The sequence below is a fragment of the Pseudomonas sp. GD03862 genome (assembly GCF_029840855.1).
GTDB lineage: Bacteria > Pseudomonadota > Gammaproteobacteria > Pseudomonadales > Pseudomonadaceae > Aquipseudomonas > Aquipseudomonas alloputida.
Genome location: NZ_JAOCDI010000004.1, coordinates 133,966 through 160,200, shown reverse-complemented (window position 1 = coordinate 160,200; position 26,235 = coordinate 133,966). Strand labels below are relative to the sequence as shown.

At 63.6% G+C, this 26,235-nt stretch carries 19 protein-coding genes; 10 read left to right on the top strand and 9 right to left on the bottom strand.

Annotated elements, in window-relative coordinates; translation table 11 throughout:
• Window positions 1–33 precede the first annotated feature (33 nt).
• From glgX to glgA, 6 genes are all read right to left on the bottom strand, one after another.
• Window positions 34–2,187 (bottom strand): glycogen debranching protein GlgX, encoded by a 2,154-nt coding sequence (gene glgX, locus N5D53_RS04550; RefSeq protein ID WP_104961288.1) that lies wholly within the window; start codon window positions 2,185–2,187, stop codon window positions 34–36.
• Window positions 2,188–2,321: 134 nt separating this feature from the next.
• The gene (locus N5D53_RS04545; protein ID WP_121161300.1) at window positions 2,322–2,588 is read right to left on the bottom strand and encodes a DUF2934 domain-containing protein; all 267 of its coding nucleotides are present in this window, start codon (window positions 2,586–2,588) and stop codon (window positions 2,322–2,324) included.
• Window positions 2,589–2,602: 14 nt separating this feature from the next.
• On the bottom strand, window positions 2,603–5,377 hold the full coding sequence (locus tag N5D53_RS04540) for a malto-oligosyltrehalose synthase (RefSeq protein WP_104961290.1): 2,775 nt from the start codon (window positions 5,375–5,377) through the stop codon (window positions 2,603–2,605).
• Window positions 5,374–7,443 (bottom strand): 4-alpha-glucanotransferase, encoded by a 2,070-nt coding sequence (gene malQ / locus N5D53_RS04535; RefSeq protein ID WP_121161302.1) that lies wholly within the window; start codon window positions 7,441–7,443, stop codon window positions 5,374–5,376. Before malQ ends, N5D53_RS04540 begins: the two co-directional genes overlap by 4 nt.
• Complete coding sequence (gene treZ, locus N5D53_RS04530) at window positions 7,440–9,182, bottom strand: malto-oligosyltrehalose trehalohydrolase (protein ID WP_190869557.1); 1,743 nt, start codon at window positions 9,180–9,182, stop codon at window positions 7,440–7,442. The genes malQ and treZ overlap by 4 nt, the downstream gene beginning before the upstream one ends.
• A 14-nt stretch (window positions 9,183–9,196) precedes the next feature.
• The gene (gene glgA, locus N5D53_RS04525; RefSeq protein WP_121161306.1) at window positions 9,197–10,756 is read right to left on the bottom strand and encodes a glycogen synthase GlgA; all 1,560 of its coding nucleotides are present in this window, start codon (window positions 10,754–10,756) and stop codon (window positions 9,197–9,199) included.
• A gap of 896 nt (window positions 10,757–11,652) precedes the next feature.
• Here glgA and tssI point away from each other — a divergent pair.
• The 5 genes from tssI to N5D53_RS04500 are packed head-to-tail and all read left to right on the top strand — an operon-like array spanning window position 11,653 to window position 17,622.
• Entirely contained in the window at window positions 11,653–13,968 is a 2,316-nt protein-coding gene (tssI, locus tag N5D53_RS04520) for a type VI secretion system tip protein TssI/VgrG (RefSeq protein WP_190869556.1), read from the top strand.
• On the top strand, window positions 13,965–15,368 hold the full coding sequence (locus tag N5D53_RS04515; RefSeq protein WP_266023668.1) for a hypothetical protein: 1,404 nt from the start codon (window positions 13,965–13,967) through the stop codon (window positions 15,366–15,368). Before tssI ends, N5D53_RS04515 begins: the two co-directional genes overlap by 4 nt.
• A gap of 10 nt (window positions 15,369–15,378) precedes the next feature.
• Entirely contained in the window at window positions 15,379–16,332 is a 954-nt protein-coding gene (locus N5D53_RS04510) for a PoNi-like cognate immunity protein (protein WP_190869554.1), read from the top strand.
• A 15-nt stretch (window positions 16,333–16,347) separates the two neighbouring features.
• Window positions 16,348–17,310: a PoNi-like cognate immunity protein gene (locus N5D53_RS04505; protein ID WP_190869553.1), complete on the top strand. Its 963-nt coding sequence runs from the start codon at window positions 16,348–16,350 to the stop codon at window positions 17,308–17,310.
• Window positions 17,311–17,364: 54 nt separating this feature from the next.
• Window positions 17,365–17,622 (top strand): PAAR domain-containing protein, encoded by a 258-nt coding sequence (locus tag N5D53_RS04500; protein ID WP_190869552.1) that lies wholly within the window; start codon window positions 17,365–17,367, stop codon window positions 17,620–17,622.
• Between the two features lie 42 nt (window positions 17,623–17,664).
• Here the strand turns inward: N5D53_RS04500 and N5D53_RS04495 are convergent, their stop codons facing one another.
• The gene (locus tag N5D53_RS04495) at window positions 17,665–17,832 is read right to left on the bottom strand and encodes a DUF6026 family protein (protein ID WP_014860810.1); all 168 of its coding nucleotides are present in this window, start codon (window positions 17,830–17,832) and stop codon (window positions 17,665–17,667) included.
• A 178-nt stretch (window positions 17,833–18,010) separates the two neighbouring features.
• Here N5D53_RS04495 and gnd point away from each other — a divergent pair, with 178 nt between their 5' ends.
• From gnd to N5D53_RS04470, 5 genes are all read left to right on the top strand, one after another.
• Window positions 18,011–19,018, top strand: a complete 1,008-nt coding sequence (gnd, locus tag N5D53_RS04490) for a phosphogluconate dehydrogenase (NAD(+)-dependent, decarboxylating) (RefSeq protein WP_323055038.1) — start codon at window positions 18,011–18,013, stop codon at window positions 19,016–19,018.
• Window positions 19,015–20,520: a glucose-6-phosphate dehydrogenase gene (gene zwf, locus N5D53_RS04485; protein ID WP_121161314.1), complete on the top strand. Its 1,506-nt coding sequence runs from the start codon at window positions 19,015–19,017 to the stop codon at window positions 20,518–20,520. The genes gnd and zwf overlap by 4 nt, the downstream gene beginning before the upstream one ends.
• Before the next feature lie 65 nt (window positions 20,521–20,585).
• Window positions 20,586–22,382 carry a glycoside hydrolase family 15 protein gene (locus N5D53_RS04480; RefSeq protein WP_190869550.1) on the top strand — a complete coding sequence of 599 codons (1,797 nt, stop codon included), beginning with the start codon at window positions 20,586–20,588 and terminating at the stop codon, window positions 22,380–22,382.
• Window positions 22,383–22,448: 66 nt separating this feature from the next.
• Window positions 22,449–22,805 (top strand): VOC family protein, encoded by a 357-nt coding sequence (locus N5D53_RS04475; protein ID WP_003251273.1) that lies wholly within the window; start codon window positions 22,449–22,451, stop codon window positions 22,803–22,805.
• A complete protein-coding gene (locus tag N5D53_RS04470) occupies window positions 22,805–23,425 on the top strand; it encodes a TetR/AcrR family transcriptional regulator (RefSeq protein ID WP_028697673.1) in 621 nt (206 codons plus the stop codon). Before N5D53_RS04475 ends, N5D53_RS04470 begins: the two co-directional genes overlap by 1 nt.
• A 133-nt stretch (window positions 23,426–23,558) precedes the next feature.
• Here the strand turns inward: N5D53_RS04470 and preA are convergent, their stop codons facing one another.
• Together preA and N5D53_RS04460 are read right to left on the bottom strand one after the other, a co-directional pair.
• Window positions 23,559–24,833 carry an NAD-dependent dihydropyrimidine dehydrogenase subunit PreA gene (gene preA / locus N5D53_RS04465; RefSeq protein WP_104961299.1) on the bottom strand — a complete coding sequence of 425 codons (1,275 nt, stop codon included), beginning with the start codon at window positions 24,831–24,833 and terminating at the stop codon, window positions 23,559–23,561.
• The gene (locus N5D53_RS04460) at window positions 24,834–26,201 is read right to left on the bottom strand and encodes an NAD(P)-dependent oxidoreductase (RefSeq protein ID WP_020190488.1); all 1,368 of its coding nucleotides are present in this window, start codon (window positions 26,199–26,201) and stop codon (window positions 24,834–24,836) included.
• Window positions 26,202–26,235: the final 34 nt, after the last annotated feature.

Sequence of the window (26,235 nt, the reverse complement as noted above, 5' to 3'; positions counted from 1 at the left end):
TCACAACGTAGGACCTGCCTGGGCTATCACCGTTCACTCTTCGTCGTACTGCAACACCATCAGCAGCATCGACCGACCCTTCACCTCGAAGGTACTGTCGAACTGCAGGTGCTGCCCCTTGCGCAACTCCGGCCGGTCGGTATCGACCAGGCAGCTCCAGTAATCGCCTTCGGGCACGGCCGGTAGCTTGAACGGCACGATGTCATGGTGGGCATTGACGATCAGCAACACGGTGGCCTCGGCACCTGGCCGGGCGATACCGCTGACCTGCGCGCGGCCATCTATCAGCATGCCCAGGCAACGCCCGTGTGGGTCTTCCCATTGCTCAACGCTCATCTCGCTGCCATCGGGTGCCAGCCAGGTCACGTCCTTGACCCCAATTGCCTCATTGTAGTCACCCACCAGAAAGCGCGAGCGGCGCAGCACCGGGTAGGCCAGGCGCAGGCGCGTCAGGCGCTTGACGAAGGCCAGCAGCTCTTGGCCTTCCTCGTCCAGGTCCCAGTTCACCCAGCCGATCTCGCTGTCCTGGCAGTAAGCGTTGTTGTTGCCGTGCTGGGTGCGGCTGAACTCGTCGCCGGCAACGATCATTGGCGTGCCCTGGGCCAGCAGCAAGGTGGCGAAGTAGTTGCGCATCTGGCGCATGCGCAGGGCATTGATCGCCGGGTCGTCGGTCGGCCCTTCGACGCCGCAGTTCCACGACAGGTTGTTGTCGGTGCCGTCCTGGTTGTTTTCGTCGTTGTCTTCATTGTGCTTGTGGTTGTAGGACACCAGGTCGCGCAGGGTGAAACCGTCGTGGGCGGTGATGAAGTTGACCGAGGAATAGGGCCTGCGCCCGCGGTTGTTGAACATGTCGCCCGAGGCGGTCAAGCGCGCGGCAAAATCGGCCAGCTGGCCTTCGTCGCCTTTCCAGAAGGCGCGTGCGGTATCGCGGAAGCGGTCGTTCCATTCCGCCCAGCCCGGGGCGAAGTTGCCCACCTGGTAGCCGCCGGGGCCGCAATCCCACGGTTCGGCAATCAGCTTGACCTGGCTCAGCATCGGGTCCTGGCGGCAGGCGACCAGGAAGCCATGACGCTCGCTGTAGCCATCGTGGTAACGGCCAAGGATGGTCGCCAGGTCGAAGCGAAAGCCGTCCACGTGCATTTCGCCGGCCCAGTAGCGAAGCGAGTCGGTGACCAACTGCAGCACGCAGGGGTGGCTCAGGTCCAGGGTGTTGCCGGTGCCGGAGTCGTTGATGTAGTAGCGCTTGTCGTCCGGCATCAGGCGGTAGTACGAGGCGTTGTCGATGCCGCGCATCGACAGGGTCGGGCCGCGCTCGTTGCCTTCGGCGGTGTGGTTGTAGACCACGTCCAGGATCACCTCAAGCCCGGCGTCGTGCAGGTGCGCGACCATCTCCTTGAACTCGGCGATCTTGCCGCTGGCCAGGTAGCGCGGGTGCGGGGCGAAAAAGGCGATGCTGTTGTAGCCCCAGTAGTTGTTCAGGCCCTTGTCCAGCAGGTGCTGGTCGTTGACGAAGGCGTGAATCGGCAGCAGCTCGATGCTCGACACGCCAAGGTCCTTGATGTGTTTGAGCAACTCGTCGTTGGCCAGGCCGGCGAAGGTGCCGCGCAGTTCTTCAGGCACTGCCGGGTGGCGCATGCTGATGCCGCGGGCATGCGCTTCATAGATGATCGTGCGCTCCCATGGAATCTGCACGCGCTGGTCGCGGCCCCAGGTGAACGCCGGGTCGATGACCTTGCATTTGGGCACGAAAGGCGCGCTGTCGCGCTCGTCGAACGACAGGTCACCATCGGGGTGGCCGATGGTGTAGCCGAACAGTGCCTCGGACCATTTCAGGCTGCCGACCAGTTGCTTGGCATACGGGTCGATCAGCAGTTTGTTGGGGTTGAAGCGGTGGCCGTTTTCCGGCTCGTAGGGGCCATACACCCGGTAGCCATAGACCAGGCCGGGGTGAGCGTCGGGGAGGTAGCCATGGTAGATCTCATCGGTGTATTCGGGCAGCTCTATGCGCTCGATTTCCTGCTCGCCGGTGGAGTCGAACAGGCACAGCTCGACCTTGGTGGCGTTGGCCGAGAAGAGAGCGAAGTTGACCCCAAGGCCATCCCAGGTGGCGCCGAGGGGGAAGGGCATGCCTTCGCGGATGCGCGATGGTGCGACCGAGCGGGTTTTCTTTGGGGTGCGGGGGCTCATGACGATCCTCGAGTGGCCGTGATGGAGGGGGATTTGGGCTGTCCGGCATGGCCTCTTCGCGGGTAAACCCGCTCCTACAGGTCATCACAGGTGCCTGTAGGAGCGGGTTTACCCGAGAAGAGGCCAGGACAGGTTTAACTGGCAGTAGGCTTTTTCACCGCCCGAGGCTTTTTCACCGCAGCTGGTTTAACCCCCGGCAGGGCAGCCGCCTTGGGTTCGGCAGGCGCCTTAGGCTTGGCCGCTGCTTTCTTGCGCGGGGCTGCCTTGGGCGCCAGCGCTTCGGCCTCGGCCAGCTTGCGGGCCATTTCCCAGTGGCGTTCTTCTTCCCCTACGGGCTTACCTTCGGATTCCCAGATCTGGTAGGCAAATTCGCGAATACGCTTTTCATCGACACTCATCATGACGCTCCTGATGCTCAAGATTGTTGTATCAACACGTTGACCGGAAATTCCGCCAGCACGGCGCTCAACGGCAACTCCTTTGAAGAGCTGACCGCCGCACAGGCGAAAAGTCCCGTCGAGTTGGCAGGTGACAAGGCAAACGGCAATACCAGCCGGGTGTCGTCCCAGTTCTGCGCCGGGATCAACGGTGTAGCGGCACCTCCGAGCAGGCTGCTGGCCAGGCGCGGTGCGACGACGATGGCGTGCTCGCCTTCCCCCAGGCGAGCAAAGGCAATGACCTTGTCAGCGTGCCGGCCCTGTACGGTCAGTGGCAGGTAGGCACCGCGGCGGAACAGCTCGGCATGGGCCTGGCGGCAGTCCAGCACCCGGGCGATCAAGGCCTGTTTGACGCGGCCGTCGCGCCAGTGCGCCAGCAGCTCGGCTGCCGGCGTGGCGTCGTCCAGCGTGCGACGCCTCGAAGCGTAGTCCACGGCGCGGCGGTTGTCCGGGTCGACCAGGCTGAAGTCCCAGTATTCGTTACCCTGGTACAGGTCGGGCACACCGGGTGTGGTCATGCGCAACAGGGCCTGGACCAGGCCATTGAGAGCGCCGGGGCAGGCCAGCAGCTGCGCCGCGTCGGCCAGCGACTTGCGCAGTTGCTGGTTCTCGCTGTCCAGCAGCAGGCCGTCGAGGTAATGAGCGCAGGCGCCTTCGTAGGCCTCGTTCGGTGCGCTCCAGCTACTGCGCAGCTTGGCCTCGCGCAGGGCCTTCTGCTGCCACTGGCGAACACGCTCGGCGTATTGACGCAGGGCATTGTCGTCGTTCAGGTCGAGGTCCAAGGGCCAACTGCCGAGCAGGGTTTGTAGCAGCATCAACTCGTCGCCGGGGCTGGGTGCCAGCCCGTCGTCCAACTGCGCGCGCAGGGGGGCGGCCAGCTCACGCCAGTGCTCTACCCGGCTGGCCAGCCACGTGCCGCGCTCGCTGAGTACGGCCAGGCGTGCACGCGTGTCTTCGCCGCGCTTGTGGTCGTGGGTGGCGGTGGTCAGCAGGTTGTCGGGGAAATCGCGCAGGCGCCGCTGGGCCTCGTTGTGGAAATGCATGGGGGGTGCGCTGAAGCGCTCGGCCTCGAAACCCACGTCGTTACGCGACAGCAGCCGCGCGCTGCGGTAGAAGGCGGTGTCTTCCACGGCTTTGGCGGCGCTGGGCGCAGTCAGTTGCTGGAAGCGCACGCAGGCGTGGCGCAGTTGCTTGCGGGCGCGCCCCGGTGGCAGATGCCGCCAGGCTTGCCCGCCCAGCCACCGTTCAAGTTGGTCCAGTAGCGGCCAGTCAGCTTCGGCAAGGTCTTGCCGGGCATTGGTCAGGGCCTGCTGGAAGAACGTTTCGTCCTGCGCCGGGCGCCCGCAGGCATTGAAGTAGGTTCGGTAAACCGGGTAATGCGCCACCAACGCCTGCAAGGCCCGGCGAATCGCGCCCAGGGTCAGGTCACGGGTCATCAGGTCGTTGCGCGCGACCTGCAACAGTGCCTGGGCCACCGACTCGCAGTCACCGGCCAGGCTGGCGTTGAGCACCAGGTGACGGGCCTGGCGCACTTCTTCAGGGAAGTCCGGGCGCTCGCTGACGTTGCTCCACAGTTCGCTCAGCGGCGCTTCGCCGGCCGGATCATGCTGCAGCAGCGACACCTGGTTCATGAACTCGTAGCCGGTGGTGCCGTCGGTAAGCCAGTCGCGGTGCAGATGCTCGTCGGCACCCAGGATCTTTTCCACGTACAGGGGGAAGTGCTCCAGCCCTGCATTCAGCGGCCGCCGCGCCAGCAGGCCATCAACCCGCCGGCGCAGTTTGCGGCAGTAGCCACGCGGGTCGGCAAGGCCGTCGATATGGTCGATGCGCAGGCCGTCCACCAAGCCGCGTTCGATCAGTTCGAACAGCTTGGCATGGGTGGCTTCGAACACCACGGCGCGCTCCACGCGCAGGCCGCCCAATTCGTTGATGTCGAAGAAGCGCCGCCAGTTGATGTCGTCGGCAGCAGTACGCCAGCTGGCCAGGCGGTAGGTCTGGCGCTCCAGCAGCAGGTGCAGGCGCTTGAAACCGGCCTCGCTGCGGCTGTCGAAGGCCACCAGGGCCGATTCGAGGTCGGCACCTTCGCGCACCAGGCGGGCCAGTTCGGCTTGGAGCGGCAGGCTATCGGCCAGCGGGGTGGACGAGTCGCCCAATGCCGTGAAGCGCTCGGCCAGCAAATTGAGCGCAGGCTCTGGGCTGAGCGCGAGAATCCAGCCGTAATCGACCGGGCAGATCGGGAAACGATGCGCGTAATGGGCTACCTGCAGCAGCCCCTGCTGTTTGTCGAACTGCAGTGGTATCTCGCCATTCCTGAGCGCAACGCCGTAGTCGCTGCCGAGGAACGGCAACAGCAGTTGCCCGGCCAGCAGTGGGTCACTGGAGTGCCACTGGATGTCGAAAAACTCTGCATACGGACTGCGCCGTCCCCAGGCCAGCAGGCTTTGCCACCAGGGGTTGTCGGCACCGCCCACGGCCATGTGGTTGGACACCGTGTCGAGGATCAGCCCCATGCCATGCTGGCGCAGGGCGGCAACCAGGCGCTCCAGCGCGGCCTCGCCGCCCAGCTCCGGGTTGACGCAGGTAGGATCGACCACGTCGTAGCCATGGCGCGAGCCAGCGCGGGCCTTGAGGATGGGCGAGGCATACAGGTGGCTGATGCCCAGCTGGGCGAAATACGGCACCAGCGGTACAGCGTGGTCGAGGGTGAAGTCGCTGTGGAATTGCAGGCGCAGGGTCGCGGTCAGTGGCTTCATCGGTCACGCTCCCACGCCTGCTCGCGGGCCTGGGCCAGCAGCTCCAGGCGCCGTGCGGCATCCTCGTCGTCGAGCAGTTCGCGTACCGGACGGGCAAAGCGCCGCCGCCAGTTGGGATGGCCATTGGTGGTGCCCGGCAGGTTGGGTTGCTCGTCGCAGCCCAGCAGGTCTTCCAGCGGTACCAGTACCAGCGGCGCACGGGTATGGCCAACGAAGCGGATGGCCGCATCGATCAGCGCGTCGTTGTCCTTCAGTTCGCCGTAGTTGGCCTCCAGGATGCGGCGCAGGCCTTCGCGTTCTTTCTGACGCTCGTGTCGCCAGTGCAATTCCGCAGCAGCATCAATCAGTTGCAAGCGGTGTCTCCAGTCGATGTCGCGGTTTGCCAGCCAGCCGGCCAGTGGCGCCAGGTCGTGGGTGCCGGTTGTGGCCAGGGCATTGTCTGGCCAGTCGAGAATGGGCTTGAACTGGCCCGGCTGGGTCTGCTCGAACGGCAGCACGCGCATGCCCAGCACCGCTTTCTCGGCCAGCTTTTCGCGCAGGCTGTCGGGCACGGTGCCCAGGTCTTCGCCGAGGATGATCGCCTGGTGACGCACCGACTCCAGCGCCAGCAGGCGCAACAGGTCGTCTAGCGGGTAGTCGAGGTAGGCGCCTTCGCTGGGTTTGGCCCCCTGGGGGATCAGCCATAGCCGGCGCAGGCCCATCACATGGTCGATGCGCAGGCCGCCAGCGTGGGCGAGGTTGGCCCGCAGCATCTCGATGAAGGCGCGATAGCCATTGCGCTTGAGGCCCTCGGGCGAGAAGGCGCAAATGCCCCAATCCTGCCCGACGTGGTTGAGGATGTCGGGCGGCGCACCCACGCTCAGGCCGGCCAGCAGTTCGTCCTGGCGGCTCCAGGCCTGGCTGCCGGCACCGTCGGCACCCACCGCCAGGTCGGCGATCAGGCCCACGGCCATGCCGTTGCTGCGGGCCGCTTCCTGGGCGCGTTGCAGGCCACGTTCGGTCAACCACTGGCAGAAGGCGTGGAACTCGACCTTGGCCGGGTAGGCATTGGCTAAAGCCTCCACTTCCGGGTGGTAGGGGTCGTGCCAGGCTTTGGGCCAGTTGCGCCAGTCGGCCCCGAGGCCGTGCTCCACTGCCTGGGCCTGCAGCACCTCGAAGCGGCAGTGGTGCTCCAGGGTCTGGCCGCCGGCTTCGCGGAAGCTGTCAAAATCTGTGCGTAGCGGGTGGTCGCCGTGGCTGAAGCCTTGGTAAAGCGCTTCAAGCAAGCGCAGCCGGGCGCTGGCGGCGCGTGGCCAGTCGACCAGAGGGCGTTGCTCCAGCTCTTCGAGTTGTTGCTCCAGCCCGCAGGCTTCGATGGCCATGCGCACCTCCCGTTCACCCAGCAGGGCCGCAGGGCTGGTGTACAGGGTGTTGAGCAGCAGGCGACTGGAGGGTGAGTAGGGGCTGTAGTGTTCCTGGTCGATGGCCGACAGGGCGTGAATCGGGCTGATAGCCAAGGCATCGGCGCCGCGCTCGGCGGCCGAGCGGGCCAACTGCTCCAGCGCCAGGCAGTCGCCGAAGCCACCATCGCCGGGGCGGCGCAGGCTGTAAAGCTGCACTGCCAGGCCCCAGCAGCGTGGTGGCGGCTGTTGCACCTTGTCTTCCAGGCTGTGGCAGCGTGTTGGCGCCACTGCCACGGTGAAGCGGCGGCTGTCGATTTCCACCTGGTGATAGCCGATGGGCAGCTCGCCGGGCAGGCGCGCCTGGTCATCGAGGCTGAGGGTGACAGAGGTGTGATCTTCCAGGGTGCAGTGGGCCACGCTGGCGGCACTGAAGTAGCGCGACAGCGCCAGCGGCTGGCCTACGTCGGCGGTCAGCAAGGGCGGCAGGTGTTCGCTGTCTTCGGCGGTTTCCACCGCACGCAGGCTGGCGGCAACGGCCGCATCATCGCCGGCCGGGTGGCCAAGGCCTTCGAGGATGTTGCGCAGCACGTCGTCGCTGACACGCTGGGGCCTGGCATTGGCGTCGATCCAGTCGCGGCTCAGCCCGACGCTGGATGCCAGACGGTGCAGGGCGGTTTCGCTCATGGGTGCTCCTGGGCAGGGGGAAGCAGGCTGACCACACAGCTGTAGGCAGCCAGGTGGGTATCCGGGTGGCGGGTGTCGCTGCTGTCGAACAGCCGTGTGGATGGCGCGGGCAGTTCGACCGCCTGCGTGGTGTCGGCCAGGTTCAGGTCGATGCGCAGAGTGTTGCCGTTGCCCAGCTGCCAGCGCGCGGTCAGCGCTTTGTCAGCGTGCACCTCGGCGCCCAGCGCACGGCTGCCGGGCAAGTGCGGGATGATGTGGCGGCGGCGCAGGTCGAGCAGTTGCTGGTAAAGGCCGTGCCAGCCGGCGATCACCGCCTTGTTCTGCGGGCGTGAAGAGGCGAATGTCTGTTCGGCGTTGGGGTCGGGAATGTGCTCACGCTGCTTGGGGTCGGCGAACGCGGCGAAGTGGGCGAATTCGCCACGACGGCCTTCGCGTACCGCGTCGGCCAGCGCGTCATGGAAGTCGGTAAAAAACAGGAACGGCTGGCAACTGCCGGCTTCGTCGCCCATGAAAAGCAGCGGAACCATGGGGGCCAGCAGCAACAGGCCGGTGGCTGCACGCAGGGCTGGTGCGGGGCATAGGCGGGTCAGGCGCTCACCCAGCGCGCGGTTGCCGATCTGGTCGTGGTTCTGCAGGAACAACACGAAGGCGCTGGGCGGCAAATGCCCGCTGGGTTCGCCGCGTGGTTTGCCATGCCGGTTGGCCTGGCCCTGGAACACGAAACCTTCGCCAAGGCACCGTGCCAGTTGGTCGATGGGGCGATGCTGGAAGTCGGCATAGTAACCTTCGGTTTCACCGGTCAGCAGCACGTGCAGGGCATTGTGGCCGTCATCGTTCCACTGGGCGTCGTAACCCTGTTCCAGCAGGCCCGCCTGGTTGTGCTCGTTCTCCAGCACCAGCCACACGTGCCGGCCCGGTTCTACGGCGGCGCGCACCCGTTGGGCCAGCTCGATCAGGAAGTCGGGCTGGTCGATGGCATGCACCGCATCCAGGCGCAGGCCGTCGAAGCGGTAGTCGCACAGCCACATCAGGGCGTTCTGGATAAAGTACTCGCGCACCTGCGGGCGGCGAAAGTCGATGGCCGCGCCCCAGGGTGTCTGCCGGTCTTCACGGAAGAAGGGGCTGGCGTACTGGTGCAGGTAATTGCCGTCGGGTCCGAAGTGGTTGTACACCACATCGACCAGCACCATCAGCCCGTGGCCGTGGGCCTGGTCCACCAGTGCGCACAGCTGCTCGGGGCTGCCGTAGGTGTTCTGTGGGGCGTAAGGGAGTACGCCGTCGTAGCCCCAGTTGCGTTCGCCGGGGAACTGCCCCAGCGGCATCAATTCGATCGCGCTGATGCCCAGTTCGGCCAGGCGCGGCAGTTGCCGGGCAACCCCGGCGTAACCCCCGAGCAGGCCGACATGCACCTCCTGGATCACGGCCTCATGCCAAGGCCGGCCCAGCCACGGGTGTTGCCAGGCATAACCGGCCACATCCACGACCTGGCTTGGCCCGTGTACGCCGTCGGGCTGGTAGCGCGAGGCCGGGTCGGCCACCTGCAGCTCACCGTCGATACGGTAGTGGTAACGGTCACCGGCCTGGCATGGCGCCACGCCGCTGTACCAACCCTCATCATCCGGCAGCAGTTCGATGGCCGGCTGCCGCTCCAGTTCCACGCTCACGCTGCGCGCATCCGGCGCCCAGAGGGCGAAGCGCGCCGACGTGGCGTCCAGCAAGTGTGCGCCATGTCTGTGCATCTTCTGACCCCCGCTCAGTAGTGGCTCAGTTGTGTCTGCTTGACTAGGTCCTCGTACAGGCGAGCATAGGGTTCAACCGCCTGGCACCAGTTGAACGGCTGGGTCATCGACAGGCAGCGCATGGCGTTCAGCAGGTCCTTCTTGCCGTAAACATAGAAGGCGCGGCTGAGTGCCTCGCGGTAGCTCTCGACGGTGGACTCGTTGAACAGGAAGCCCGTTACGCCGCACTCGATAGTGTCGGCCAGGCCACCGGTATTGCGTGCTACCGGCAGCGAGCCGAAGCGTTGCGCGTACATCTGGCTGAGGCCGCACGGCTCGTAGCGGGACGGCATCAGCAGGAAATCGCTGCCGGCGAACATGCGCCGGGCATCGGTTTCATTGAAGCCGATACGCACACCGATGCGGCCCGGGTGGCGCAGCGCCAGCTCGCGCATGGCCTGTTCCTCTTCCGGCTCGCCGCGGCCGATGATCGCGATCTGCCCGCCTTGCTCGACGATGTAGTCGGCCACGCCCAGGGTCAGGTCCAGGCCCTTTTGATAGACCAGCCGCGACACCACGGCGAACAGCGGGCCTTCGGAATCGTCCAGGCCGAACAGCTCGCGCACCTCCCGGGTGTTACGTGCTTTGCCCTCCCAGTCATTGATGCTGAAGTTGTGCTGCAGGTGCTTGTCGGTAGCCGAGTCCCAGCTTTCGTCGATGCCGTTGGGGATGCCACCGAGCAGGCCTTGCTGGGCCTTGCTGGCGAGGAAACCGTCCAGGCCGCAGCCAAATTCCGGGGTGGTGATTTCCCGGGCATAGGTGGCGCTGACTGTGGTGATGTGGCTGGAGTAGGCCAGGCCGGCCTTGAGGAACGACAGCTTGCCGTAGAACTCCATGCCTTCTTGCTGCATGGCATGTTCGGGTATTGCCAGCTCCGGGCTGCAGCCGCGGCTGTACACACCTTGGTACGCCAGGTTGTGGATGGTGAACAGTGTGGGCGTATTCAGGCCGCGCCAGTGCATGTAGGCCGGGGCCAGGCCGGCGGGCCAGTCATGCGCGTGCACCACTTCCGGCGTCCAGTGGATCTTGCCTTCGCCCGCAGCGATTTCGGCGGCAGCCAGGCCCAGGCGGGCGAAGCGGATGTGGTTGTCGGGCCAGTCGCGGCCATTGTTGGCACCATAGGGTGTGCCGTCGCGCTGGTACAGTTCGGGGCAGATCAACACATAGATGACCAGGCCGTCGGCCATGTCCATGCGCCCGATCTTGCAGGGCGGCAGGGCCGCGTGACCACCCAGTTCACCCACGATATGTATAGGGTTGTCGCTTTCCATCACCTGGCGGTAGCCGGGGATAAGTACCCGCACATCGTGCAGGTGCGCCAGGGCACGGGGCAGGGCAGCGGACACGTCACCCAGGCCGCCGGTTTTCACCAGATCAGCGATTTCCGAGGTCACGAACAGAATCTTGCGCATGTTCGGGTTTTGCTGGCGCTGGGCGCCGGGTGCCTTGCCTGTCGTGGCGAAATCCGGGGTGAGCGGCTCGCGGTTATCCGGTTTGAAAGCGTCTACGTGAGGCTCGACAGCGGCACTGATCATACTTCTCTCCGTCCCTATGCTTGGTCGGGTGCTGGCACCCGTGGCGATGTTTCGTGCTGGTTCTCTCTGCTTGCTGAATGCTGCGTAGTGCGTTCCATGCCCCAGTGTCGTGCGCGCACGCACGGCGCGATCGGCGTTCCGGCCGAAAGCGATTGGGCTGTTGGGTTGGTGGCCGTGGCTGGGAAGTCCCTTTGCGTTTGGCCTACTTAGTTCCTGACCTGCCCGCTTTCCGTAAAGTTCGACTTTTTTCGTCACTCTTCCACTGAGCAAATGGCGGGCCGAAACCTGAGTGTAGGAGAGAAATAGATAAAAAGGTGACCCACTGGTCACCATTGAGATGCCGCGGAATAGACGCAAACGTTGGCGTATGGGAAGCGGATGTGAACGCATGGCTGGCGAAGAGAGTGAGGGGCGAACGGCATGCCCCATTCATGACGGTTGCGCACTATTTTGGTGCGTGCTTGTACCGCCAAATGGGGCTGCGGGTGCATGTCCAGATGTGCCCAGTCCTATATCGGTGCGACGCCCTGCACAGGGGCGAGTATCCAAGCGGTTCAAGAAGTTTGGCTCGAGTAATTATCTGAGTTACAGGGTCGGCAGTTAGGGAAACGGACCGCATGATAAAAAGTTGTAAGTTCATGCTGTAGGAAATTGCCTGCGGAATCTCTATTTATATTAAACCCACCGTTCCTGTCTTATCGTGGTGATACGGTTTAGGTTGCTCCTCAATCCACTGCCTCATCCTGATCGCCATCATGGGGTGAAGCCCGCAATGCCAAGCATTTAGCGGGCTTGGACCTTGGTGGCAGGCCAATTTCGTTCGACATTCTCATCTTGAAGAAAGCCAGGGTGTGGTTGTTTTTCGCCGGTAAACATGATGGCGGGTAGAGCAACTCATGAAACAGTCTGACTTTCGCTTCAGTTTTCAGGCGCTCGCCGGACGCACGGAATTCGAAGTGGTTTCATTCAAGCTAAATGAAGCCCTCAACCAGCCATTTGTGCTGAACCTGGAACTTGTCAGCTACGAAAGTGATATCGACTTCGGCCACGTCCTCGACAAGCCTGCGCTATTCACCCTTTATTGCGCAGACCGGCCACTGCGTCATGTGCATGGCTTGGTCAGTGCCTTCAGCCAGGGCGAAACCGGCTTTTGTCGCACGCGCTACCACGCCGTGGTCGAGCCGCAGCTGGCCCGCGCGCGGTTGCGTTCGAACTGGCGGATCTTTCAGCACAAAACCGTGCCGCAGATTCTTGAACTCATGTTCAAGCGTCAGGGCATCACCCGCTTTGAGCTGAAAAGCAGCGCGCAGCACCAGGTGCGGGAGTTTTGTGTCCAGGCGGGTGAAACCGACCTCGACTTCATCCATCGCCTTGCCGCTGAAGAGGGGTTCGTCTACCGCTTCGAACACTGCGCCCGGCAGCACACGCTGATCGTTACCGACCGCTTGCTGTCGTTTGGGCTGCTCAGCCGGGGCGCGCTCAAGGCAGAGGACGACGAGGCGCTTTGGCTGGATGAGGATGATGTCGGCCCCGACAAGGTGCTGTACCACGCCAGCAGTGGTGGCGACCAGGCCCGCGCCTGCCTGCGGCGCTTGCGCTATTGCGAGCAGGTACGTACTGCGCGGCAAGTGCAGCGCGACTACACCTTCACCAACCCGGCCTACCGGCAGGAGCACAAGGCCCAGACCAATGGCGTCACGCACCAGTCACTGGACTACGAGCGCTTTGATTACCCGGGGCGCTACAAGCGCGATGCGGTGGGCAAGCCCTTCACTGAAACACGGCTGACGGCGCTGCGCCACGACGCATGCCTGGCCAAAGTGCAGGGCGACGACGTGCGCCTGCAGACAGGTCTGAGCTTCACCCTCATCGGCCACCCGCGGGAAGACCTCAATGTTCACTGGCGCGTGATCAGCCTGAGTCACGAAGGTACCCAGCTCACCAGCCTGCAGGAAGAAGCTGCTGGCGCTGAACAAGGCACTCGCTACGTGAACGATGCGCTGCTGGTGCAGGGCATGGCCGAGTGGCGGCCCGCCCCCATGGCCAAGCCACGCATCGATGGTCCACACATGGCCACCGTGGTCGGCCCGCCTGGTGAGGAGATCTATTGCGACGAATGGGGGCGGGTCAAGGTCAGCTTCCCGTGGGACCGGGAGAGCAAGAACAACGAGTTCAGTTCCTGCTGGGTACGGGTGTCGCAAGGCTGGGCCGGTGGCAGCTGGGGTTCGATGGCCATCCCGCGTATCGGCCAGGATGTGATTGTCCAGTACGTCAATGGCGACCCCGACCAGCCGATGATCACCGGGCGCACCTATTGCGGTGACCAGCTGCCGCCGTACGACCTTCCGGATCACAAGACCCGCATGACCATCAAGAGCCAGACCCATAAAGGCGATGGCTTCAACGAGTTGCGCTTCGAAGACGAGCTCGGGCGGCAGGAAGTGTTCATTCATGCCGAGCGCGACCAGAACAATGTTGTGAAACACAACGAAACCACGCTCATTGGCAATGACCGTAGCGAACGCGTCGAGCATGACGAAGTGGTGGACATAGGTGGCAACCGCAGCGTCACGGTTGGCGCCAGCAAGCGCGAAACGGTCGCCCTTGGCAAAGTCGAAAGCATTGGCCTGGGCAAGTCGCTGGCCGTTGGCGGGGGGCTAAGTGTAATGGTCGGCCTTGAGGCCACCGAGCAGGTCGCGCTGGACAAGCGCGTGCAGGTCGGCGGGCAACTGCGGGTCGACGCCGATGAGGATGTGTCGATCACCAGTCATCACGGCCACGTGCATATCGACAGCCGAACGTCGCTGACCCTGAGCTGCGGCGGGGCCTTTATCAAGCTGAGCGATGGCCGCATCGAAATCGGTTGCCCCGAACCACTGCTGTTACACGCCATCGCCCAGGTCAAGGCGCCTGCACGTTACGGAGTACCGCCTGCACCTGAGCAGGACGAAATCGAGTTTCGCCTGGTGCATGCCGACGGTACGCCGATTGCGGGCACGGCCTACGTGGCAACGTTGTCCGATGGCACCCAGCGCCAGGGTGTGGTCGACCAGAACGGCTATGCCCGCCTGGCTGGCGTTACCCCCGGTTGCAGCGCCCAGGTGCGCTACGAAGTTGGCCCAGGCCCGCTGCAGCTGACGACCGCAACCGAGCTGGATACTGCCTTGCAGGCATTGCTTGCCGGCTGCACCTCGGCAGGTGGCCAGCCATGAGTTCGACAGCTGACTGGCTGGATGAAGCAGTGGAAAAAGTGGCCGACGGCTTTGGCTGGCTGCGTGACCTGGTGCTTGGCGAGTTTGCCGAGGAGCGGCCACTGAGCGTGGTCAACGCCGACATGCTGCTGTCGTTGGTGCCTGGGGTCGTGATCGTGCTCAGTGCCCGCGACCTGGCTGCGGTGTGCCTGCGCCTGGGCAAGCGCTACGCGGCGGACGGCAGCCAGGCAACGCCGCAGCCGCCAGAATGGCAAGAGTGGGTGTTGCTGGTGGCCTGCCTGATGACCTTGATCGCGCCGATCATCGGTGCTGTGGCGGGGGCTGTGGGCACGCCCGTGGGCTCGGTGGCAGGAGCACTGGTTGGGCAGGAAGCAGCAGCGTTCTTGCGTGGTTTGTGCTTGCTGTTGATACGTGAAAGTCAGGTCATCCTGCAGACAGTGGTTGCGTTTCTCGGCAAGTTCACCCGCGGCAGCGTGGAGTTCTGGCTGCACCAGGTCAGGTTCGCGAGCTATGAAAAGGACTTGCTGGCCTACCTGAACCTGTTTTTGACCAAGGTTTTCGCGGCAACGGCAAAGCTTCGCAGCTACCTGGGCAACTGGCCGTTCAACCAGGCGGCCTCGCACCTGTTGGTGCGGTTGCAGGCCATGGAAGCGCAGTTCTACGCCGTGCAGGTGCATGCCTTGCGGGAAATCCCGCATGCGCTGATGCAGCTCGATGCCAGGCTGGCCAAGGTGCTGGAGCAGGCCAGCGACCTGCCCGCGCAGGTTGCGCAAGCCGGGGTGCATGCGCAAAAGCCGGTGCCCATGGCCATGAGTGGTGGGCGGGTGACCTCTGGCATCGGCATGCGCCCGCGTTACCTTGAGCGCCCCGAAGATGTGCTCGGCCCGCCCGTGCCCACGTCGCCGACAGTCGCTGCGCAGGGTGCCAATGTGCACGTGTTCGATCACGCGACGGCGACCCGGGCGCAGAAGGGTATTTATGGGGAGGTGGTTAGTGATCAGTACATGCTCGGCAAGGGCCATGAAAACCTGTTGTCCGCCGCGCGTGGGCCTCGCAGCCTGGAAATGAAACCCACCGGGCGTGGGCTGGATGGCGTCTATCGTAATGCCCATCCGCCACCGCCGTTCATTATTACCGAGACCAAGTATCGAACGGGGGGCGTGTTTTCGCCGGGTAGTTTGCCGGTTACGAAGGGGAGTGAGGGGTATCCGAGTGCCAGGCAGATGAGTGATGCGTGGATTGGCCCCAGATTACAAAGCGCGTTGGGGCGTAAGGAGGGAGATGCGATTCGAGAGGCGGGGTACGAGCGGTGGCTAATAGTTGTAAACGAAAACGGGGTCGTATCGAGTGTGACTAAGCTCGACGGTAATGCTAGAGCCATTGTTGATACTGTTCGATAGGAGGTGTCAGGTGCATTTTGATCGGGTTAAAAGAGAGCCGCTCCTGCAAGAGAAGTTTTATGTGGATGATGTGTCTTATCTGAAGGAGAAATATTTTGAGCGGAGCGCTGAAGAGTTTTTGGCTAAGTCTTGGCCAGATTATGTTAATGTGGAGGGATTAAGTTGGGGGTGGTGCTATCAATCACTTGAGCTATTGATTGAGTTGTATTCAGGAGGCGAGCCATTAGAGACCCTCCGGCCCTATGCTGAGCACGTGTTTTCTCAGTTTCAGCGTCATAAACAGGCCTATCCGAGCTTCTCTCTGAAACTATGGGAGCCCGACGCATACCAGTTTGCTCTTTGGCTTTTGTCTTTGGCAGTGCTGTTGAATATGCCCGGGCGCATCACGCAAATTGTAGGCTATTTAAGTAAAGATCCTGATGACGGTGAAGACATCTTGTTGCGACAACTGTTTTCTCGTGTTGGGGTGACTATCCCTGGGAGCACGTTGATTCATGAGCGCCCTTATCAAGAATTGCTCAATGCTTTAAATACTGAGAAGGATGAGCAGCAACAGTCAATGCGTAGTTACCTGAAGCAGTGGTATCGAGGCATGCGCAACTGTTATTGGCATGATCGGCACAAAGCACGAAGCGATGCGGGTTTCTTTGGCTACTGGGCATTTGAGGCAGGATTGGTCACTGTGCTGTGGGGCGTCGATGATGCACCCTACAGAGACCTTCCTTTTTACCCGAAGGATTTGGTAGACGATGCTCGCAAGCGTCAAGTGATCAAAAGCTTCCCTGAACACCTGCAAAGTGCGCCGTATTCGGATGCACTTGCCAAGTCGGGTGAAATTTGCCCGCGCACGGGAGTGTGGGTGTGTGATGAATGGGCTGTAGGGCCTCAGACATTCATGCAAGGCGTAGAGATGCCGAGCGAAAATGGGCGCTCCGTGGTTTGGCGCTTGGTGAAAGGCTTATAGCGTGCGGGAGGGCCTATGGACCCGTTCGACAGCATCAAGCGCGACCCGTGGATGGTCGAGCAGCATTGCCACGCCTCGACCCGTGAAAAAGAGCAGGAGTTTGCCGACCCTGATACCCAGGCATTGCTGGCCGAGTCCGCCGAGCGCAAGCATCATTACCGTGGCCTTAGTCGCGACTGGGCGCACATGGCACTGGAGCTGGCCATCCAGCGCTACTCGGGTGGCGAGCCGATGGAACTGGTGGAGGCCTATGTTGATTACGCGTTCGCCCAGTTCACCCGGCATTTTACGGCGTCCCCGACAACCTGCGAGCAACTGCGCCCCTGGGTGGCGGACGAATACCGGGTTGCTTTGTGGCTGCTGTCGTTGGCCGTGCTGTGCGGTTACCCCGATCGTGTCGGCCAGGTGCTGGGCTGGCTGAACCAGGACGACGAGCGCAGCCCCGACCTGCTGCTGCATCGCCTGTTCCTGCGGCTGGGCAAGGCATACCCGGGGACCTCGCTGCTTCACCCCGAGACCTACGCCGCCTTGCTGGAGAGCCTCGACCTGCGTGGCCAAGCGCAGCATGAAGCGCTCTTGCGCTATCTCGAACGCTGGTATGCCAAGGCGCACGTCTGCTATTGGCACGAGCGCCATGCCCGGGCACGGGGTGACCACCTGGGCTACTGGGCATTCGAAGCGGCGATGGTAGCGTTTTTATGGTCTGTGCCAGGGGATGCTCTGGAGAGCGCCCCACATTTTTTTCCAAAGGCGCTCATCGCAAGGGCGCATTACCGACGACTGGGCAAACAGTTCCGCGACCCGGAAACCGTCAGGCGCGAGGACGCTCCTGGCTGGCCTTCTGGCACCCCTTGCCCATGGCCCGGTCATTACACCTGCGTCGAGCGCAGTGTGGGTGAACAGGTGTTCATGCACCAGACACCCTTCCCCAAGATCGATGGCCAGGTGGTGCACTGGCGGCTGTCGAGGACATTCTGATTGGCGCTGCCGGCATGAGTGCCTGGCGCTTTACATGATTCAGGAGTGGCGACAATGCCTGCCATCGTTCTGCTTGGTCACCCTCACCATTGCCCATTGTGCGGCCCCACCAGCGTCAGCAGCGGCTCCAGCCTGTTCTTCGTCAACGGCAGAGCGGCCGCCAGGGTTGGCGACAGGCTCGGCTGTGGGGCGGCGATCACCAGCAGCTCGGCGCTGATGATGGATGAAGGACAGCCGCTTGCTAGGGTAGGCGATGCTACCAGTCATGGCGGCGTCCTGGAAAATGGCGATAAAAGTTGGTTGCTCGATTAAGCGAAGTGGGAGCGGTTCAGCCCCCACAGGGAATGGGCAAGATCAGAGGCTGACGGCCTTGCCATCGGTGCGCGCTTGCGCCAACAGCAGGTTCAACTGGGCGACCTGCTGACGCAGCTGGTCACGTTCGTCTTTAAGTTTACGCAGCTCATCACGGCGCACGGAGACATAGAGGGTCTGGGGTGGGGTTGCTGGCATCAATGTACCCATGAGCACACCTCGCGGTTTTGGCTGGTGACAAGTCAAAGCGTAGACGCTTCACGCGGGGCGCATTCTGAATTCTTTCACCGGGCTTGGGAACTTTTTTGTTTATTGTGGTCTTGCCGTTCGTCGCTGAACCCTCGGGCGGCATGCTGGACTAATCTGAAAAGCTGGACTGTCGTCATCCATTTCGAAAAGGGAGCATTGGCTCATGCAACTGGGAATCATCGGGCTGGGCCGTATGGGCGGCAATATCGCAAGGCGCCTGATGCGCGCCGGTCACCGCACCGTGGTGCACGACCGCAACCGTGAAGCCATCACCGGCCTGGAGGGCGAAGGCGCCCAGGGCGCGCATGACCTCGGTGCACTGGTGCAAAAGCTGAAAGCGCCGCGCGCGGTCTGGGTGATGCTGCCGGCTGGCGACGCCACCGAGCAGACTATCGCCCAGCTGGCCGAATTGCTGGAACCGGGCGATGCGATCATCGACGGCGGCAACACCTTCTACAAGGACGACATGCGCCGCGCGGTAGAACTGGCCAAGCGCGGCCTGCATTATCTGGACGTCGGGACTTCCGGCGGCGTGTGGGGCCTGGACCGCGGCTACTGCATGATGATCGGCGGCGAAAAGGACGTGTTCGAGCGCCTGGAACCGCTGTTCAAGGCGCTGGCGCCGGGCGTGGGCGACATCCCGCGTACCCATGGCCGCAGCGGCGAGCACCAGCGTGCCGAGCACGGCTACATCCATGCCGGCCCACCGGGCGCCGGGCACTACGTGAAAATGGTGCATAACGGCATCGAGTACGGCCTGATGCAGGCCTATGCCGAAGGCTTCGACCTGCTGCGCAGCAAAGGCGGCAACGAGTTGCCCGAAGACCAGCGCTTCGACCTGAACGTAGCCGAAATTGCCGAAGTGTGGCGACGCGGCAGCGTGGTGACCTCGTGGCTGCTCGACCTCACCGCCGATGCGTTGGTAGCCGACCCTCAGCTGTCGCAATTCAGTGGCTCGGTGTCCGACAGTGGCGAAGGCCGCTGGACCATCGACGCCGCCGTCGAGCAGGCGGTGCCGGTGCCGGTGTTGTCCAGCGCACTGTTCGCGCGCTTCCGTTCACGCCAGCAACAGGGCACCTACGGTGACAAGATTCTCTCGGCCATGCGCCTGGGCTTCGGTGGCCACGTCGAGAAGAAAGGCGAATGACTAAACAGACCCTTGCGGCCGCCCCCCCTTGTACCCTGTTCCTGTTCGGCGCCAATGGCGACCTGGTCAAGCGCCTGCTGATGCCCGCGCTGTACAACCTCAGCCGTGACGGTTTGCTGGACCGTAACCTGCGCATCGTCGGCGTTGACCATAACCCGGCCAGCGCCGAGGATTTCGCCGCGCGCCTGCACGCGTTCATGGTCGAGCGTGACAAAGGCGGCGAGGGCAGCGCCAAGTGCCTGGACGAGAAGCTATGGGCCCGCCTGGCCAAGCGCCTGGATTACCAGACGGGCGACTTTCTCGATCCGGCCACCTACCAGGCCCTGGCCAGGCGCATCGACAAGACCCGCCATGGCAACGCCATCTTCTACCTTGCCACGTCGCCGCGCTTCTTCCCCGAGGTGGCGCAGCGCCTGGGGCAGGCCGGCCTGCTGGACGAGTCTGCCGGCGGCTTTCGCCGGGTGGTGGTTGAAAAACCGTTCGGCACCGACCTGGCCAGCGCCGAGGCGCTCAACGCCTGCCTGCTGAAGGTGATGGGCGAGCGGCAGATCTACCGCATCGACCATTACCTGGGCAAAGAGACGGTGCAGAATATTCTGGTCAGCCGCTTTTCCAACGGCCTGTTCGAATCGTTCTGGAACAACCACTACATCGACCACGTGCAGATCACCGCAGCGGAAACCGTCGGTGTCGAGACCCGTGGTGCCTTCTATGACAGCACCGGCGCCCTGCGCGACATGGTGCCCAACCACCTGTTCCAGTTGCTGGCGATGGTGGCCATGGAGCCGCCGGCCGCGTTCGGCGCCGATGCGGTGCGCGGTGAAAAGGCCAAGGTGGTCGGCGCTATTCGCCCATGGTCGGCAAAAATGGCCCTGAAGAATTCCGTACGAGGCCAGTACAGCGCCGGCAAGCAGGGGCGCAAGCCGTTGCCAGGCTACCGGCAGGAGGCCAACGTCGCGCCGGATAGCCAGACCGAGACCTACGTGGCGCTGAAGGTGATGATCGACAACTGGCGCTGGGCCGGCGTGCCGTTCTACCTGCGCACCGGCAAGCGCATGAGCGTGCGTGACACCGAGATTGCCATCTGCTTCAAGCCCGCACCGTATGCGCAGTTTCGCGAGTCGGAGCTGGAACGGCCCAAACCCAACTACCTCAAAATCCAGATCCAGCCCAATGAAGGCATGTGGTTCGACCTGCAAGCCAAACGGCCCGGGCCAGAGCTGGTGATGGAGAATGTCGAGTTGGGTTTTGCCTACAAGGACTTCTTCAAGATGACCCCGGCCACTGGCTACGAGACACTGATCTATGACTGCCTGACCGGTGACCAGACCCTGTTCCAGCGGGCTGACAACATCGAAAACGGTTGGCGAGCGGTGCAGCCGTTTCTCGATGCCTGGGCCCAGGGCGGCGAAGTGCATGAGTACTCGGCTGGCGAAGATGGGCCTGAGGCCGGCAATGAATTGCTGACCCGCGACAAGCGGGAGTGGCATCGGTTGGGGTGAGAGGTTTGCAAGCCTGTGCTGGCCCTTTCGCGGGCAAGCACAGGCAACCACACAAAGGAGACTCGATGCCTGCCCAAATCGAAGACTACGCCCTGCTGGGCAACTGCCGCAGTGCGGCGCTAGTCAGTCGCGATGGCGCGCTGGACTGGCTGTGCCTGCCACGCTTCGACGCCCCCGCCGTGTTCGCGGCCCTGTTGGGCAACGAAGAAAATGGCCGCTGGCGCCTGGCCCCTTGCGACCCGGTAACGCACAGCAGCCGCCAATACCTGGGCGACACCCTGGTGCTGGAAACCACTTGGGTCACCGCCAGCGGTCGTGCCCGGGTGCTCGACTTCATGCCCCTGGGCGAAGTCAATTCAGTGGTGCGCATCGTCGAAGGCTTGTCTGGCGAAACCCATTTCGAAATGGACCTGGTCATGCGCTTCGACTACGGCCGCAGCGTGCCCTGGGTGGAACGACTGGACCCACTGACCCTCAGCGCCGTCGCCGGCCCTGACCGGTTGATCCTGTGCAGCACCGTGCCCCCGCAAGCCCGCGACCACCATACCGGCTGCCGCTTTCGCGTCAGCACGGGCCAGCGCCAGGTCTTCAGCCTGCGTCACCAGCCCTCGCACTTGCCGGTGCAGCCTGACTGCAACATCGACCAAGCCCTGGCAAACACTTGCGAGCAATGGCAGGCCTTCGCCGACCGCTGCCCGCAGGTAGGGCCGTATACCGCCCTGGTGCGCCGCTCGCTGCTCACCCTCAAGGCCATGACCTACGCTCCCACCGGCGGTATTGTCGCTGCCGTCACCACGTCGCTGCCCGAGCGTGTGGGCGGGGAGCGCAACTGGGACTACCGCTTCTGCTGGCTGCGCGACGCGACCATGACCCTGCTGGCCTTCATGAACCTTGGCTACTTCGACGAGGCCCAGGCCTGGCGCGAGTGGCTGCTGCGCTCGGTGGCCGGCAACCCCGAGCAGATGCAGATCATGTATGGCCTGGCTGGCGAGCGCGACCTGCAGGAGTACACCTTGCCGTGGTTGGCCGGTTATGAGCATTCGCAGCCGGTGCGGGTGGGCAACGCCGCTTCGGCGCAGAGGCAACTGGACATCTATGGCGAACTGGCCGATGCGATGACCCAGGCGATCAAGGGCGGGTTGCCCCGCCACCCGCGCAGCGCCGCCATTTCGCGCTTGATATTGCCTTATGTCGAACGCATCTGGCGCGAGCCGGACGAAGGCATCTGGGAAGTGCGTGGCGGCCGGCAGCAGTTCGTGCACTCCAAGGTGATGGCCTGGGTCGCCTTCGACCGCGCCGCAGGGCTGGCCGACACCACGGAAGAAGGCAGCGAGCGCGGGCAGCATTATCGCCGGGTGGCTGACGAGATTCGCCGCGACGTGTGCGAGCACGGCCTGGACCCCAGCGGCCGGTTCTTCGTCCAGGCCTATGGTTCGACCGAAATGGACGCCAGCCTGTTGCAGATCGCCCTGACCGGCTTCCTGCCGGCGGATGACCCACGCTTCATGCGCACCCTCGAACAGATCGAACAGCGTCTGATGAAGAACGGCCTGCTGCTGCGCTATGACAGTGACAGCTGCAGCGACGGCCTGACGCCGGGAGAGGGCACCTTCCTGGTGTGTTCGTTCTGGCTGGCTGACGTTTATGTATTACTGGGGCGCCAGGCCAAAGCCGAAGCGCTGTACCAACACCTGACCAGCCTGTGCAACGACCTCGGCCTGCTGGCCGAACAGTACGACCCGGCCGGCCAGCGCATGCTCGGCAACTTCCCCCAGGCCTTCAGCCAGATAGGCATCATCAACACCGCGCTGAATCTGCACCGCGCACAGTGCCCGGCGCGCGACCGGGCGCGTTGTGGGTAGCGAATGAGTAGGGCGACTGCCTTGACCGGAGTAGACTAGGCCAAACCCTTTCGGCACGGAGCATACATGGGCATTCGCGGTACTGACCGGCAGATCGACAACATCGAGTTCAATGTCAGCGACATCTCACGGAGCAAGGCCTTCTATGGCAGTGTGTTTGGCTGGGCGTTCACCGACTACGGGCCGACCTACACCGAGTTCAGCGATGGCCGGTTGACGGGTGGCTTCACCACGGGTGAGCCGGTGCGCCCGGGCGGGCCGCTGGTCATCCTGTACGCTGACGACCTGGAGGCCACGCAGCAACGGATCGAAGCTGCCGGGGCGAAAATCAGCCGGGCGACCTTTGCCTTCCCCGGCGGGCGGCGCTTTCATTTCATCGACCCGGACGGTTATGAGCTGGCGGTGTGGACGGCGCAAGCCTGATGGCCAATCACAAGATCGAAATCCGCCGACGCAATATCGAAAAAATCCTGCAAGCGGCGGAAAAGGTGTTTGCCGAGAAGGGCTATGGCGCCACCTCCATGGGCGATATCGCCGAGCAGGCTGAGCTGCCACGCTCCAACCTGCATTATTATTTCAGCACCAAGGACGAGCTGTTTCGCGCGGTGCTGCAGGACCTGCTGGATGTGTGGAAGCAGGACGCCCTGTGCTTCGAAAACTTCGACGATCCGCGTGTGGTGCTGACCAGCTACATCCGGGCGAAGATGGGCCATTCGCGCTCGCGGCCGCTGGGCTCGAAAATCTGGGCCGAAGAGATGCTGCACGGGGCGCCGGTGCTGGGGGTTAACCTCGACGAAAGCCTGGTGCCCTGGGCGAAGATGAAAGAAGCCAAGATCCGCTGTTGGGTGGAAGAGGGGCGCATCCTGCCGGTGGAGCCGTCGGCGCTGCTGTACATGATCTGGGCCTCGACCCAGCACTACGCCGACTTCGGCTACCAGGTGCAGTTGCTAAACGGCGGCGAGATGCTGTCGGACATGGCGTTCGAGAGTGCGGTGCAGACGGTGACCAGCGTGATCTTGCGGGGGATCGGGCTGGAGCCGTGAACCGGCGATGGAGGCCGCTGCGCGGCATTCGCGGGCTTGCCCGCTCCCACAGGTTCTGCGCTGTCCTCAGAAATGGCGCAGTCCTGTGGGAGCGGGCAAGCCCGCGAAGGGCTGCATGGCAGCCCCCATTGCTTCAACTGGCCTCGCGGTACGGGTTACGCGGATCCTGCGTCCAGTTCAGGTATGGCTTGCCGGTGTCCTGTGCCTCCATTTCGATGCAGTTTTCCACCGGGCAGGTGATCTGGCACAGGTTGCAGCCTACGCACTCCTCTTCGATCACACTGTAGGCATGCGTGCCGTCAGCCTTCAGCGTGCTGGCAATCGCCTGGTGCGAGGTGTCCTCGCACGCAATGTGGCAGCGCCCGCAGCCAATGCACGCCTCCTGGTCAATGTGCGCTACCGATTTATAGTTGATGTCCAGGTATTTCCAGTCGGTGGTATGCCCCACCGCCTGCCCGCGGAACGCTTCGATAGTGGCATGCCCATGCTGGTCCATCCAGCGTGCCAGGCCGTCCTGCATGTCCTCGACGATACGGAAGCCATGCAGCATCGCCGCTGTGCACACCTGCACGGCGCCACTGCCCAGGGCCATGAACTCGGCGGCGTCACGCCAGTTGCCGATGCCGCCAATGCCACAAATCGGCAAGCCCCGCGTTTCCGGGTCGCGGGCGATTTCCGCCACCATGTTCAAGGCAATCGGCTTCACTGCCGAACCGCAGTAACCGCCATGGGTGCTCTGCTCTCCGACAATCGGGTGGGCCACCATGCGGTCCAGGTCGACGCTGGTGATGGAGTTGATGGTGTTGATCAACGACACGGCATCGGCCCCGCCTCGATGCGCGGCGCGGGCCGACTGGCGGATATCGGTGATGTTCGGCGTAAGCTTCACGATCACCGGCAGCGCGCAGTACGTCTTGCACCAGCGGGTGACCATTTCCACATATTCCGGCACCTGGCCGACGGCCGCCCCCATGCCGCGCTCCGGCATACCGTGCGGGCAACCGAAGTTCAGCTCGATGCCATCGGCCCCCGTGGCTTCCACCAGCGGCAGGATGAACTTCCACGATTCCTCTATACACGGCACCATCAGCGACACGATCAGTGCGCGGTCGGGCCAGTCCTTCTTCACCTGGGTGATTTCACGCAGGTTGATTTCCAGGGAGCGGTCGGTGATCAACTCGATATTGTTGATCCCCTGTACCTGACGGTTGGGGCCATAGTGCGCCGAGTAGCGCGACGACACGTTGACCGCCGCAGGGTCTTCGCCCAGGGTTTTCCAGACCACGCCGCCCCAGCCGGCCTCGAAGGCGCGGACCACGTTGTAGGCCTTGTCGGTTGGCGGTGCGGAGGCCAGCCAGAAGGGGTTGGGTGCCTTGATGCCGGCAAATACGATAGACAAGTCGGCCATTTACGCTGCCTCCACGTTGAGCATGAGTTGGGCATGGATGGCTTCGGCGGCCAGCTTGCCGTGTTGCACGGCCTGCACGGTAAGGTCCTGCCCCAGCGCGGTGCAGTCGCCGCCTGCGTACACGCCCGGCAGGCTGGTCTGCAGGTTTTCGTCAACGCGGATGCGCTCACCCTCGCGGGCCAGTTGCGCAGCCACCGGGTCGGCGAGGCTGGCATCGTCAAAGCGTTGGCCAATGGCCTTGAAAATGGCGTCCGCAGCCAGCTCGAAGGTTTCGCCGGTATCGCGCAGGCGGCCTTCCGCCAGCTCGGTGCGGGCAAAGCGCATGCCGCGGACCTTGCCGGCGTCATCCAGCAGCACGGCATCAGGGCGGGCCCAGGTGTGCAGGCGTACCTGGTTGGCCTTGGCAATGTCCTGCTCGTGGCCGGTCGCGCCCATGTCGGCGTGGCCACGGCGATAAACCAGGTTGACGTCGCGGGCACCCAGACGGCTCATCTGCACGGCCATGTCGATGGCCGTGTTGCCAGCACCGATCACCAGGCAGCGGTCGGCCAACGGTAGCTGGCTCAGGTCATCGGCCTGGCGTAGCTCGCGGATGTATTCGGTGGCGGCGACCACACCGGGGGCTTCCTCGTCGGGCAGCCCTAGCTGGCGCACGGCATTCAGGCCGAGGCCCAGGAACACCGCGTCGTACTGATCGCGCAGTTCGCCCAGGCTGAGGTTGCCACCCAGGCGCTGGCCATGGCGGACTTCGATACCGCCAATGCCCAACAAGAAATCCACTTCACGCTGGGCATAGTCGTCTACCAGCTTGTAGCGGGCGATGCCGTACTCGTTGAGGCCGCCGGCTTTGTCGCAGGCCTCGAACACCACCACGTCATGCCCGTGCATGGCCAGGCGGTGGGCGCAGGACAGCCCTGCCGGGCCGGCGCCCACCACGGCGATTCGCTTGCCGGTGGCTGCCGAGCGCTTGAACGGGTGTGCGCTGAACTGGGCGTTGTCCAGGGCGTAACGCTGCAGCTGGCCGATCAGCACCGGCGCGCATTCCTGGGCGTTGTTGCGCACGCAGGCTTGCTGGCAGAGGATTTCGGTGGGGCACACGCGGGCGCAACTACCGCCCAGAATGTTGGCCGAAAGAATGCGCTCGGCGGCGCCTTGCAGGTTTTCGTCACTGATGCGGTGTATGAACGAGGGAATGTCTATTTCGCTGGGGCAAGCGTTGACGCAGGGGGCGTCGTAGCAGTACAGGCAGCGTGCACTTTCCAGGGCGGCCTGACGCGCGGTGAGGGGTGGGGCCAGGTCGCTGAAGCGCTCGGCCAACTGGTCGGCGCCGGCCCGGGGGCGCGGCAAATGGTTCAGGGCGTTGGTCACGGTTGTAGCCTCTCTATTTTTTTTGGTGCAGGCG